The organism is Pseudomonas sp. W15Feb9B (genome assembly GCF_000828175.1).
GTDB lineage: Bacteria > Pseudomonadota > Gammaproteobacteria > Pseudomonadales > Pseudomonadaceae > Aquipseudomonas > Aquipseudomonas parakoreensis.
Genome location: NZ_JTKF01000035.1, coordinates 148,039 through 160,639 on the forward strand (window position 1 = coordinate 148,039; position 12,601 = coordinate 160,639).

11 protein-coding genes are annotated in these 12,601 nt (G+C 59.5%); 8 read left to right on the forward strand and 3 right to left on the reverse strand.

The features are described from left to right. The first annotated feature begins 15 nt into the window (after window positions 1-15). Window positions 16-231, forward strand: a complete 216-nt coding sequence (locus OC71_RS18430; RefSeq protein WP_007967989.1) for a molybdopterin-binding protein — start codon at window positions 16-18, stop codon at window positions 229-231. 183 nt (window positions 232-414) lie between these two features. On the opposite strand, the gene OC71_RS18435 is transcribed toward OC71_RS18430, so the two are convergent. Together OC71_RS18435 and OC71_RS18440 are read right to left on the reverse strand one after the other, a co-directional pair. After that, window positions 415-1,053 carry a TetR/AcrR family transcriptional regulator gene (locus OC71_RS18435; protein WP_041072117.1) on the reverse strand — a complete coding sequence of 213 codons (639 nt, stop codon included), beginning with the start codon at window positions 1,051-1,053 and terminating at the stop codon, window positions 415-417. A gap of 259 nt (window positions 1,054-1,312) precedes the next feature. Next, window positions 1,313-2,689 (reverse strand): glutamine synthetase family protein, encoded by a 1,377-nt coding sequence (locus tag OC71_RS18440; RefSeq protein ID WP_003229254.1) that lies wholly within the window; start codon window positions 2,687-2,689, stop codon window positions 1,313-1,315. 730 nt (window positions 2,690-3,419) lie between these two features. Between OC71_RS18440 and OC71_RS18445 the strand changes: the two genes are divergently transcribed. From OC71_RS18445 to OC71_RS18475, 7 genes are all read left to right on the forward strand, one after another. Beyond that, window positions 3,420-4,778 carry a glutamine synthetase family protein gene (locus tag OC71_RS18445; RefSeq protein ID WP_007967993.1) on the forward strand — a complete coding sequence of 453 codons (1,359 nt, stop codon included), beginning with the start codon at window positions 3,420-3,422 and terminating at the stop codon, window positions 4,776-4,778. A 56-nt stretch (window positions 4,779-4,834) separates the two neighbouring features. After that, window positions 4,835-6,199: an aspartate aminotransferase family protein gene (locus OC71_RS18450; RefSeq protein WP_041072119.1), complete on the forward strand. Its 1,365-nt coding sequence runs from the start codon at window positions 4,835-4,837 to the stop codon at window positions 6,197-6,199. Window positions 6,200-6,370: 171 nt separating this feature from the next. After that, window positions 6,371-7,480, forward strand: coding sequence for a polyamine ABC transporter substrate-binding protein (locus OC71_RS18455; RefSeq protein ID WP_041072121.1), 1,110 nt, complete (start codon window positions 6,371-6,373; stop codon window positions 7,478-7,480). Window positions 7,481-7,667: 187 nt separating this feature from the next. Next, the gene (locus tag OC71_RS18460) at window positions 7,668-8,765 is read left to right on the forward strand and encodes a polyamine ABC transporter substrate-binding protein (RefSeq protein WP_041072123.1); all 1,098 of its coding nucleotides are present in this window, start codon (window positions 7,668-7,670) and stop codon (window positions 8,763-8,765) included. Window positions 8,766-8,832: 67 nt separating this feature from the next. Beyond that, the gene (locus OC71_RS18465) at window positions 8,833-9,975 is read left to right on the forward strand and encodes an ABC transporter ATP-binding protein (protein WP_003229245.1); all 1,143 of its coding nucleotides are present in this window, start codon (window positions 8,833-8,835) and stop codon (window positions 9,973-9,975) included. 35 nt (window positions 9,976-10,010) lie between these two features. Then, window positions 10,011-10,892, forward strand: coding sequence for an ABC transporter permease subunit (locus tag OC71_RS18470; RefSeq protein WP_174377002.1), 882 nt, complete (start codon window positions 10,011-10,013; stop codon window positions 10,890-10,892). After that, entirely contained in the window at window positions 10,889-11,779 is an 891-nt protein-coding gene (locus OC71_RS18475) for an ABC transporter permease subunit (RefSeq protein WP_041072127.1), read from the forward strand. Before OC71_RS18470 ends, OC71_RS18475 begins: the two co-directional genes overlap by 4 nt. Before the next feature lie 91 nt (window positions 11,780-11,870). On the opposite strand, the gene OC71_RS18480 is transcribed toward OC71_RS18475, so the two are convergent. Next, complete coding sequence (locus OC71_RS18480; RefSeq protein ID WP_041072129.1) at window positions 11,871-12,512, reverse strand: HD domain-containing protein; 642 nt, start codon at window positions 12,510-12,512, stop codon at window positions 11,871-11,873. Window positions 12,513-12,601 lie beyond the last annotated feature (89 nt).

Genomic DNA, 12,601 nt, shown 5'->3' on the forward strand with positions numbered 1-12,601 from the left:
ACAGGAATCAAAGCCATGACTATCAAAGCCATCAACGTGCGCAACCAGTTCAAAGGCTCGATCAAGGAGATCGTTCTCGGCGACGTGCTGTCGGAAATCGACGTGCAGACCGCCTCCGGCATCGTCACTTCGGTGATCACCACCCGCTCGGTCAAGGAGCTGGAACTGGCGGTAGGCAGCGAAGTGATCGCCTTCGTGAAATCCACCGAGGTGTCGATCGCCAAGTTGTAAGCCTGTGAGTAAAAAATAACCCCGAAAGGCGTGAGCCCTTCGGGGTTTTTTGTTATCTGCATCCGCTGAGGATGGTGTCGTGGCCATCGCTGGCAAGCCAGCTCCCACAGGTTATCTGTCGGTCAGCAAATCTGCATACACAGAAGTTCCTTGTGGGAGCTGGCTTGCCAGCGATGAGGCCATTCAGCTCACCAGATGTCTCTTGGGCAGATAAGGCGGCAGATACAACCCGAGATAGGCATCAAACACCCGCATCCCTTCCTCGGCCATGCGCGGCGTGATCTGTCCGTGCTGCTGCACCGAGCGCGCATACACGCGGTCGCCCAGTTCCATCGCCAGCGCAAACACGTCGACATCGTTCGGCAGTCGCGGCAATTCGAAGTGATGGTCGAACAACTTGTGCATCAGGTCGCCGAGTTCGATGTCGTGTTGCCGGTCGGCCTGGGTCACTTCGGTCAGGCCATGTTGGGCGAGGATCAACTGGCGGGCCGCAGCGTCTTCGTCGTAGATCTCCAGCATCCGCTCCTCGACCAGCCGTGACAGGTCACGCCAGTCGCGCAGGGCGTCGTGGTCGATCGGCGCTTGCAGGCAGGCGCGAAACGCCGCGTGCACGTCGGCGGTCAAGGCTTCGAGCAGCGCCGGGACGCTGGCGAAGAAGTGGTAGACCGAGGAGGGCGGAATCTGCGCGCGTTCGGCGACGCTGTAGATCGACAGGCTGGCCACACCCTCGGCAGCCAGCAGCGTGCGCGCGGCGTCGAGTATCGAGTCGATGCGCGCCTGGCTGCGGGCACGGGGTTTGCGGACGGGGGCGGGACGCGTCATGAAAGTCTCCTGCGGGGCAGCGGGCATTGTACGAGCCGGGTTCGATGTTGTCTGCCCGGACGCCATCGCTGGCAAGCCAGCTCCCACAAGCAATGTTTTTGTACTTGGAATCTATGCTCGACGAAGAGCATGTGGGAGCTGGCTTGCCAGCGATCCGCCGCAGGCGGCCCTTCACACCAAACACAGGGGTTTGTGTTCTGCCATAAAAAAACGCTGCGGGCTGTAATGGCCGGCAGCGTTTTTTATTCCTGCAAACCGCTTAAACGGTATGCAGATACCAGTTGTACTCAAGGTCGGAGATGGAGTGTTCGAACTCCTCCAGCTCGCTTTCCTTGCAGGCGACGAAGATATCGATGTATTTCGGATCGATGTACTTGGCCATCACCTCGCTGTCGTCCAGCTCACGCAGGGCATCGCGCAAGTTGTTCGGCAGGCTTTGTTCGTTCTGCTCGTAGCTGTTGCCTTCGACCGGAGCGCCCGGTTCGATCTTGTTCACCAGACCGTGATGCACACCGGCCAGAACCGAAGCCATCAGCAGGTACGGGTTGGCGTCGGCGCCGGCCACGCGATGTTCGATACGCACGGCATCGGCAGAGCCGGTCGGTACGCGGATCGCCACGGTGCGGTTGTCCAGGCCCCAGCACGGCGAGTTCGGTACATAGAACTGCGCGCCGAAGCGACGGTACGAGTTGACGTTCGGGCAGAGGAAAGCCATCTGCGCCGGCAGGGTCTCGAGCACACCGCCGATCGCGTGACGCAGCGCGGCGTTCTGCTCGGGATCCTCGCTTGCAAAGATGTTCTTGCCATCTTTGTCGAGCACCGAGATGTGGACATGCAGACCGTTACCGGCCTGGCCCGGGTACGGCTTGGCCATGAAGGTGGTGTCCATTTCATGGTCGTAGGCGATGTTCTTGATCAGACGCTTGAGCAGTACCGCGTAGTCGCACGCCTTGATCGGGTCGGCGACGTGGTGCAGGTTCACTTCGAACTGCGCCGGGGCACTTTCCTTGACGATGGCGTCGGCCGGGATGCCTTGCTCTTTGGCGCCTTCCAGAATGTCCTGGAGGCAGTCGACGTATTCGTCGAGGTCGTCGATCAGGTAGACCTGAGTCGAGTGCGGGCGTTTGCCGGAAATCGGCGAGCGTGGCGGCTGAGGGCGGCCGTTCACGTTTTCCTGGTCAATCAGGTAGAACTCCAGCTCGAAGGCTGCGCAGATGGTCAAGCCGAGCTCGTCAAACTTTGCAACAACTTGACGGAGCACTTCGCGCGGATCGGCGAAGAACGGGTCGCCTTCGAGTTCGTGCATGGTCATCAACAGTTGCGCGGTCGGGCGCTTCTGCCATGGCTCGTTGCACAGGGTATCCGGGATTGGATAGCAGATCCGGTCGGCGTCGCCGATGTCCAGACCCAGGCCGGTGCTTTCCACCGTAGAACCATTGATATCCAGAGCAAATAGAGAGGCCGGCAGGTTGATGCCTTTCTCGTAAACCTTGTGGAGGCTGGTGCGTTCGATGCGCTTGCCGCGCACCACACCATTCATATCCGCAATCAGAAGGTCAACGTACAGAACCTCAGGATGTTCCTTAAGGAACGCGTTCGCTTCGTTAAGCTGAACGGCACGCGGGGGTACCGACATGATGCAACACCTTTGTTGTTAAAAATATCAATCATTGATCTTTTCTGGTTTCAGTCAACCCGAACGGCATGCCGAAGTCAAGCGAGGCCTTTTTTGCCCTAAAAAAGCGCTGCAAGGGCATTTATGGGGCACTTTGGGGCAGTTTTTTGTCCTTGGGACGCTTGGCACCCGCGGGCTTGAGCAGGCCGTGTTGTATTTTTTACGGGGGTGTTGTGTAAAAAAATGAACAAGGCTAAGCTCCGATCAAACCCATAACAGCAATAATACCGGGGTGCTTCATGTCTCGCCTGCCGTTAATCGGCATCACCGACTGCTCGCAACAGTCCGGTCTGCATGCTCAACACATCAGTGGCGACAAATCCGTCCGGAGTGCAGCCCGCAAGGCTCGCGGGCTGTCGACGATGTCCTCGTCCGCATCAGGCCAAACGGCAGCGTCCGTTATTCTGGACGTACGGCAAAGCATTCTGTTTATGGCGCCTTCCTTCAATATAGATCCCTTTGAGTCCCAAAGCCTGTGCCGCTTCCCCAGCCGTGCTCATGATTCTGCACGCCTTGAATGTGCACAGGAAATGCAACGCCAGCGTAAAGGGCAGGTAAGCTCCTCTTTCATTGTCGATGCGCGGTGCCAGGCGTAAGCCGGCACTGCGCGCAAGCAAACCCCCTTTAACGCGACGCCACGGCGTCAAACTTTGCCTGACACGATGTCAGGAGACTCAGCCCAGAGGCATTTATGAGTAACAACCTCGACCAGCTCACCGATTGGTTGAAAGACCACAAGATCACAGAAGTCGAATGCATGATCGGCGACTTGACCGGTATCACCCGGGGCAAGATCTCGCCGACCAACAAGTTCATCGCCGAAAAGGGCATGCGCCTGCCGGAAAGCGTGCTGTTGCAGACCGTGACCGGCGACTACGTCGAAGACGACATCTATTACGAACTGCTCGACCCGGCCGACATCGACATGATCTGCCGCCCCGATCAGAACGCCGTATACCTGGTGCCGTGGGCCATAGAGCCGACCGCTCAGGTGATCCACGACACCTACGACAAGCAAGGCAACCCGATCGAGCTGTCGCCGCGCAACGTGCTCAAGAAAGTCCTGAAACTCTACGCCGACAAGGGCTGGCAGCCGATCGTGGCGCCGGAGATGGAGTTCTACCTGACCAAGCGCAGTGACGACCCCGACTATCCGCTGCAGCCGCCTATCGGCCGCTCGGGCCGTCCGGAAATCGGGCGTCAGTCGTTCTCCATCGAAGCGGCGAACGAATTCGACCCGCTGTTCGAAGACGTCTACGACTGGTGCGAACTGCAGGAGCTGGACCTCGACACGCTGATCCACGAAGACGGCACGGCACAGATGGAAATCAACTTCCGTCACGGCGATGCACTGTCGCTGGCCGACCAGATCCTGGTGTTCAAACGCACCATGCGCGAAGCCGCGCTCAAGCACGACGTGGCCGCCACCTTCATGGCCAAGCCGATGACCGGCGAGCCGGGCAGTGCGATGCACCTGCACCAAAGCATCATCGACATCGAGACCGGCAAGAACGTGTTCTCCAATGAAGACGGGACCATGAGCCAGCTGTTCCTGCACCACATCGGTGGCCTGCAGAAACTGATCCCGGAATTGCTCCCGCTATTCGCGCCGAACGTCAACTCGTTCCGCCGCTTCCTGCCGGACACTTCGGCGCCGGTGAACGTGGAGTGGGGCGAAGAGAACCGCACCGTGGGCCTGCGCGTCCCGGATGCCGGCCCGCAGAACCGCCGCGTGGAAAACCGCCTGCCGGGCGCCGACGCCAACCCGTACCTGGCGATTGCCGCGAGCCTGCTCTGCGGTTACATCGGTATGGTCGAAGGCCTCAATCCAAGCGCGCCGGTGGTCGGTCGCGGCTATGAACGCCGCAACCTGCGCCTGCCGCTGACCATCGAAGACGCGCTGGAGCGTATGGAAAACAGCGCAACCATCGAGAAATACCTGGGCAAGACCTTCATCACCGGCTACGTCGCGGTCAAGCGGGCCGAGCATGAAAACTTCAAGCGCGTGATCAGTTCCTGGGAGCGTGAGTACCTGCTCTTCGCCGTCTGATACGCCGGGCGCGGCTGGCAGCAGCCGCGCCTTCACCGATAACAAGGAGAATTGGCATGACCAGCAACAACCCGCAAACCCGTGAGTGGCAAGCCCTGAGCAGCGATCACCACCTGGCCCCGTTCAGCGACTTCAAGCAACTGAAAGAGAAGGGCCCACGGATCATCACCAACGCCAAGGGCGTGTACCTGTGGGACAGCGAGGGCAACAAGATCCTCGATGGCATGGCGGGTCTGTGGTGCGTGGCGATCGGTTATGGCCGCGATGAGCTGGCTGACGCAGCCGCGAAGCAGATGCGCGAACTGCCTTACTACAACCTGTTCTTCCAGACCGCGCACCCGCCGGCGCTGGAACTGGCCAAGGCCATCGCCGACGTGGCGCCTGAAGGCATGAACCATGTGTTCTTCACCGGCTCCGGCTCCGAAGGCAACGACACCATGCTGCGCATGGTTCGCCACTACTGGGCGATCAAGGGCCAGCCGAACAAGAAAGTCATCATCAGCCGCAAGAACGGTTACCACGGTTCCACCGTGGCCGGCGCGAGCCTGGGCGGCATGACTTATATGCACGAACAGGGCGACTTGCCGATTCCGGGCATCGTCCACATCGCCCAACCGTACTGGTTCGCCGAGGGCGGCGACAGGTCGCCGGAAGAGTTCGGCATCTGGGCCGCCAATCAGCTGGAAGAGAAGATTCTTGAAGTCGGCGTGGACAACGTCGGTGCGTTCATTGCCGAGCCGATCCAGGGCGCCGGCGGCGTGATCATTCCGCCTGATACCTACTGGCCGCGCATCAAGGAAATCCTCGCCAAGTACGACATTCTGTTCGTCGCTGATGAGGTGATCTGCGGTTTCGGCCGTACCGGCGAGTGGTTCGGTTCGGATTTCTACGACCTTAAACCGGACATGATGACCATCGCCAAAGGCCTGACCTCCGGTTACATCCCGATGGGTGGCCTGATCGTCCGTGACGATGTGGTGAAGGTGCTCAACGAAGGTGGCGACTTCAACCACGGCTTCACCTACTCCGGGCACCCGGTGGCGGCAGCGGTGGGTCTGGAAAACATCCGGATTCTGCGCGACGAGAAAATTATCGAGAACGCGCACAACGAAACGGCACCGTATTTGCAGAAACGTCTGCGCGAACTCAACGACCACCCGTTGGTGGGCGAAGTGCGCGGCGTCGGTTTGCTGGGGGCGATCGAGCTGGTGCAGGACAAGGCCACTCGCAAGCGTTACGAAGGCCGGGGCGTGGGCATGATCTGCCGGCAGTTCTGCTTCGATAACGGCCTGATCATGCGCGCCGTGGGCGACACCATGATCATTGCGCCGCCGCTGGTGATCAGCAAGGCGGAGATCGATGAGCTGGTGACCAAGGCACGCAAGTGCCTGGACCTGACCCTCAGTGCGTTGCAAGCCTAAGTGCTAGGCTTCGAGCGGGGGAGCTGCGGCGCTCTCGCTCGAAGGTGTCAGAAAGGTGGGCCTTTTCTTGAAAGACCGCCTCCGATCTTGCCAGACTAGCCGCAGTTCCAGTTGTCGGGGTTCGGCCGCTGAACAAAGTGGTTCAAAAAAGAAAAATTTGGAGCATGACGCATGAAGGCATTAGGTAAAAAGCTTGCTGGCAAGACTCTTCTCGCGCTGTCCGTCGCGGGCATGATGGCGGGTGCGGTTCACGCGGACGACAAGGTACTGCACGTTTACAACTGGTCCGACTACATCGCTCCGGACACCATTGCCAACTTCGAGAAAGAGTCCGGGATCAAAGTCGTTTACGACGTATTCGACAGTAACGAAACCCTGGAAGCCAAACTGCTGGCGGGCAAATCCGGTTACGACGTCGTTGTGCCGTCGAACAACTTCCTGGCCAAGCAGATCAAGGCCGGTGTTTATCAGGAGCTGGACCAGTCCAAGCTGCCAAACTGGAAAAACCTGAACCAGGACCTGCTCAAGGCCGTGTCGGTGAGCGATCCGGGCAACAAGCACGCCTTCCCGTACATGTGGGGTTCGATCGGTATCGGTTACAACCCGGAGAAGGTCAAGGCTGCGCTGGGCGTCGACACCATCGACTCTTGGGACGTGCTGCTCAAGCCGGAAAACATTGCCAAGCTCAAGGGCTGCGGTGTGAGCTTCCTCGATTCGCCGACCGAAATGCTCCCGGTCGCGCTGCACTACCTGGGCCTGCCTACCGACACCCAGAAGAAAGAAGACATCAAGAAAGCCGAGGACCTGTTCCTCAAGATTCGTCCTTCGATCACCTACTTCCACTCCTCCAAGTACATCTCGGACCTGGCCAACGGCAACATCTGCGTAGCGGTCGGTTACTCGGGTGACGTGCAGCAGGCCAAGTCCCGTGCCGCCGAGGCCGGTGACAAGGTGAAAGTCAGCTACGCCATTCCGAAAGAAGGCGCTGGCAGCTTCTTCGACATGGTCGCCATCCCTAAAGATGCCGAAAACGTCGAAGGCGCCTACAAGTTCATGACCTTCCTGCAGAAGCCTGAAGTCATGGCCGGCATCACCAACGCTGTACGCTTCCCGAACGGTAACGCTGCTGCGACCGCTCTGGTGGCAAAAGACATCACCAGCGATCCAGGCATTTACCCGCCAGCCGACGTGCAGGCCAAGCTGTATGCGATCGCCGACTTGCCGGCCGCTACCCAGCGCGAAATGACCCGCAGCTGGACCAAGATCAAATCCGGTAAATAAGCCGGTTTGAAGCAGCAACCGCTGGCTGTCGTCGCCATGACGGCGGTCAGCGGATCAATTAAATGACAGAAAGTTTTGCTGGATCGGTTTTTCGAAGGTAAGTTGCGCGCCGGTTTTGTTGCCGGGCAACCGTGACTGTCATGCAGCACGGGGCAACTTGGGCCCAACTAAATTAGAGGACCTCCACTTGCCTATTTTTTCTTCTTTGCGCAAAGCCCTGCTGGCCACTGCCGGCCTGACGATCGCTGTCGGAGCCCAGGCCGCCGGTACGGTGCATATTTATAACTGGTCGGATTACATCGGCGAGACCACCCTGGCCGACTTCCAGAAAGAAACCGGGATCAAACCGGTGTACGACGTGTTCGATTCCAACGAGACCCTGGAAGGCAAGCTGCTGGCCGGGCGTACCGGTTACGACGTGGTCGTGCCGTCGAACCACTTCCTTGGCAAGCAGATCAAGGCAGGCGCGTTCCAGAAGCTCGACAAGTCGCAGCTGCCGAACTATGCGAATCTCGATCCGGTGCTGCTCAAGCGCCTGGAGCAGAACGATCCGGGCAACCAGTACGCGGTGCCGTACCTGTGGGGCACCAACGGCATCGGCTACAACGTCGACAAGGTCAAGGCCGTGCTCGGTATCGACAAGATCGACTCCTGGAGCGTGCTGTTCGAACCGGAGAACATCAAGAAGCTGCACAGCTGTGGCGTCGCGTTCCTCGACTCGGCCGATGAAATGATGCCGACCGTGCTCAACTACATGGGCCTGAACGCCAACAGCACCAATCCGAAGGATTACGCCAAGGCCACCGACAAACTGCTGGCCGTGCGTCCTTACGTCACCTACTTCCACTCCTCGAAATACATCGGTGATCTGGCCAACGGCGACATCTGCGTGGCCATCGGTTTCTCCGGTGACATCTTCCAGGCCAAGCACCGTGCCGAGGAAGCCAAGAAGGGCGTGAACATCGCCTACTCGATTCCGAAAGAGGGCGGCGCGCTGTGGTTCGACATGCTGGCGATTCCGAAGGATTCGTCCAACGTCAAAGAGGCCCACGCCTTCATCAACTATTTGCTGAAACCTGAGGTGATCGCCCAGGTCAGTGATTACGTCGGTTACGCCAACCCCAACCCGGGGTCGGACAAGCTGATGGAGCAGTCCATCCGCACCGATGAAGCGGTTTATCCACCGCAAGCAGTCCTCGACAAGACTTACGTGTCGGTCGAGTTGCCACCCAATATTCAGCGTTTGATGACCCGTAGCTGGACCAAGGTCAAGTCGGGCAAGTAAGGCACAAACTATCCTGGGTTCGTCCGCATGGGGCGAACTGCACTGTTTTTTTCTGGGAGTTTCGTAAATGGCAGTTGCCTCCGGCGCCTATAAGAAAGCCCTCGAGGGCGACCAGACACCTAAGCAGGTGTTGGTCAAAATCGACCGGGTCACGAAGAAGTTCGACGAGACGATTGCCGTGGACGATGTGTCCTTGGAAATCAAGAAGGGCGAAATTTTCGCCCTGCTCGGCGGTTCGGGATCGGGCAAATCCACACTGCTGCGGATGCTGGCAGGGTTCGAACGGCCCACGGAGGGGCGCATTTTCCTCGACGGCGTCGACATCACCGACATGCCGCCGTACGAGCGACCGATCAACATGATGTTCCAGTCGTACGCCTTGTTCCCGCACATGACCGTGGCGCAGAACATCGCCTTCGGCCTCAAGCAGGACAAGATCCCCAACGCCGAGATCGATGCGCGTGTGGCCGAGATGCTCAAACTGGTGCAGATGAGCCAGTACGCCAAGCGCAAGCCGCATCAACTGTCCGGCGGTCAGCGGCAGCGTGTGGCCCTGGCGCGTTCGCTGGCCAAGCGGCCGAAACTGCTGCTGCTCGACGAACCCATGGGCGCACTGGACAAGAAACTGCGTTCGCAGATGCAGCTGGAGCTGGTGGAAATCATCGAGCGTGTGGGCGTGACCTGCGTGATGGTGACCCACGACCAGGAAGAGGCCATGACCATGGCCGAGCGCATCGCGATCATGCACCTGGGCTGGATCGCCCAGATCGGCAGCCCGATCGACATCTACGAAACCCCGACCAGCCGTCTGGTCTGCGAATTCATCGGCAACGTGAACATCTTCGAAGGCGAAGTGATCGACGACGCTGAAGGCCACGCGACCATCACCTGCAAGGACCTCGACCGGCAGATCTATGTCGGCCACGGCATCAGCACTTCGGTGCAGGACAAATCCGTGACCTACGCGATTCGTCCGGAGAAGCTGCTGGTCACCGCCGAGATGCCGACCTGCGAATACAACTGGTCGAGCGGCAAGGTGCATGACATCGCCTACCTCGGTGGGCACTCGGTGTTCTACGTCGAATTGCCGAGTGGCAAGCTGGTGCAGTCGTTCGTCGCCAACGCCGAGCGTCGCGGCCAGCGTCCGACCTGGGGTGATCAGGTTTACGTGTGGTGGGAAGACGACAGCGGCGTGGTACTTCGCTCATGAACATGCGCAAATTCAAACGCCGGCTCAATCGAATAATTCCCGGTGGCCGCCAGTTGGTCATCGGGGTTCCCTTCATCTGGCTGTTCCTGTTCTTCATGCTGCCGTTCTTCATCGTCCTGAAGATCAGCTTTGCCGAAGCCGATGTGGCCATCCCGCCGTACACCGAGATCTACACCTTCGCCGAGCAGAAGCTGCAACTGCTGCTGAACCTTGGCAACTACGCAATGCTCGGCGACGACGAGTTGTACATCGCCGCGTACCTTGGCTCGCTGAAGATGGCGTTCTTCAGCACGCTGTTGTGCCTGCTGATCGGCTACCCGATGGCCTACGCCATCGCCAGCGCCCGTAAAGAGCTGCAGACGGTGCTGGTGCTGCTGATCATGATGCCGACCTGGACCGCGATCCTGATCCGTGTGTATGCGTGGATGGGCATTCTCAGCAACAACGGCCTGCTCAACGGGTTCCTGATGAGCATGGGCTGGATCGACGAGCCGCTGCAGATCCTCAACACCAACCTCGCGGTGTACATCGGTGTTGTCTACTCGTACCTGCCGTTCATGATTCTGCCGCTGTACGCCAACCTGGTGAAGCACGATCACAGCTTGCTGGAGGCCGCTGCCGACCTGGGTTCGAGCACCTTCAACAGCTTCTGGAAAATCACCATTCCACTGTCCAAGAACGGGATCATTGCCGGCTGCATGCTGGTGTTCATCCCGGTGGTCGGCGAGTTCGTGATCCCGGAACTGCTTGGCGGTCCGGAAACCCTGATGATCGGTAAAGTGCTCTGGCAAGAGTTCTTCAACAACCGTGACTGGCCGGTGGCGTCCGCCCTGGCGGTGGTGATGCTGGCGATCCTGATTGTGCCGATCATCCTGTTCAACCGCAGTCAGGCCAAGGAAATGGAGGGTAAAGAATGAAGCGCTTCCGTTTCTCCAGCCTGATGCTGGTTCTGGGTCTGTTGTTCATCTACCTGCCGATGCTGATCCTGGTGATCTACTCGTTCAACGCCTCGAAACTGGTGACGGTATGGGGCGGCTGGTCGATCAAGTGGTACGTCGGCCTGCTCGACAACACGCAACTGATGGGCTCGGTAGTGCGCTCCCTGGAAATCGCCTGCTACACCGCGGTTGCCGCTGTGGCGCTGGGCACCCTCGCCGCGTTCGTCCTGACCCGCATCACCCACTTCAAGGGCCGCACGCTGTTCGGTGGCCTGGTGACGGCGCCTTTGGTGATGCCCGAAGTGATCACCGGTCTATCGCTGTTGCTGCTGTTCGTGGCCATGGCGCAGATGATCGGCTGGCCGCAGGAACGTGGCATCGTCACCATCTGGATCGCCCACACGACGTTCTGTGCGGCGTATGTGGCGGTGGTGGTGTCGGCGCGTCTGCGTGAGCTGGACCTGTCGATCGAAGAGGCAGCAATGGATCTGGGTGCGCGGCCGTGGAAGGTGTTTTTCCTGATCACCATCCCGATGATCGCGCCTTCGTTGGCAGCGGGCGGCATGATGTCGTTCGCGCTGTCGCTGGACGATCTGGTACTGGCGAGCTTCGTCTCCGGCCCGGGTTCGACGACCCTGCCGATGGAAGTGTTCTCGGCGGTGCGTCTGGGCGTGAAGCCGGAGATCAATGCCGTGGCCAGCCTGATTCTGCTGGCGGTATCGCTGGTGACCTTCCTGGTGTGGTTCTTCAGCCGCCGCGCCGAAGAAGCGCGCAAGAAAGCCATCCAGCAAGCCATCGAAGAAGGCGCCGCCGATTCGTGGAAACAACCGGACGTGCGCCGCGCGCCTGCACCGGAAGCGGCCTGACGGGCAAAAAGATCGCAGCCTGCGGCAGCTCCTACAGTGGATGCAATCTCTGTAGGAGCTGCCGCAGGCTGCGATCTTTTGCTTTTGGAGCTCAGGAAATCCAAGGGGATGTACGGATGACCTCGACAAAGTTCATCGGCCTGAACCCCGGCTCCTGATCCACCAGCACATCGGTCTTCACGTTGCCGAACGTGGTCTGCGGACGATGGCGCAAGCCGTCGGCAAACGCGCAGATGATGCACTCCTTGAAACCTTCCCCGCGTGGATGCGCATGCACCACCGCCTCGCGCTGGGTGCTGCTGAACGCCGCGTAATCCATCCCCAATACGTCCATCTCGACACCCGCCGTCACCAGTGCCACGGTCGACCGCAGATGTTTGGGCACGCCCGGCGTGGTGTGCAGGGCAATCGACAGCCAGACCTGCTCGATGTCGTCATCACTCAGCCCGTACGGTTTGAGAAACGCCGCTGCCGCGTTGGCGCCATCCACTTCGAAACGCTCGTCGGCACTGCGATAGCCCTCGACCAGCCCAAGGTCGTGGAACATCGCGCCGACATACAGCAGCTCCGGGTTGTAGGTCAGTTGTTGGCGTTCGCCGCTCAGCGCACCGAACAGAAACACCCGGCGCGAGTGGTGGTAGAGCAGGTCGGATTCGATGTCGCGAATGTACTCGGTGGTGGCCCGGGCGAGGGCGCTGTCGGGGATTTTGATGCCGGCAATGGTCGTGCTCATAAGGTGTTTCCTCGTCGAAAACGCCGTTGTGGCGCTGATGGACAAAGTCTGTTCCCCGAGGCACTGCACGGACAATCAACCCATGGCTG

Bases quoted from the DNA above. Each gene is read 5' to 3' on its own strand.
- OC71_RS18480 (WP_041072129.1), bottom strand. From the start codon at position 12,512: ATGAGCACGACCATTGCCGGCATCAAAATCCCCGACAGCGCCCTCGCC.
- OC71_RS18450 (WP_041072119.1), top strand. From the start codon at position 4,835: ATGACCAGCAACAACCCGCAAACCCGTGAGTGGCAAGCCCTGAGCAGC.
- OC71_RS18435 (WP_041072117.1), bottom strand. From the start codon at position 1,053: ATGACGCGTCCCGCCCCCGTCCGCAAACCCCGTGCCCGCAGCCAGGCG.
- OC71_RS18440 (WP_003229254.1), bottom strand. From the start codon at position 2,689: ATGTCGGTACCCCCGCGTGCCGTTCAGCTTAACGAAGCGAACGCGTTC.
- OC71_RS18455 (WP_041072121.1), top strand. From the start codon at position 6,371: ATGAAGGCATTAGGTAAAAAGCTTGCTGGCAAGACTCTTCTCGCGCTG.
- OC71_RS18430 (WP_007967989.1), top strand. From the start codon at position 16: ATGACTATCAAAGCCATCAACGTGCGCAACCAGTTCAAAGGCTCGATC.
- OC71_RS18465 (WP_003229245.1), top strand. From the start codon at position 8,833: ATGGCAGTTGCCTCCGGCGCCTATAAGAAAGCCCTCGAGGGCGACCAG.
- OC71_RS18445 (WP_007967993.1), top strand. From the start codon at position 3,420: ATGAGTAACAACCTCGACCAGCTCACCGATTGGTTGAAAGACCACAAG.
- OC71_RS18475 (WP_041072127.1), top strand. From the start codon at position 10,889: ATGAAGCGCTTCCGTTTCTCCAGCCTGATGCTGGTTCTGGGTCTGTTG.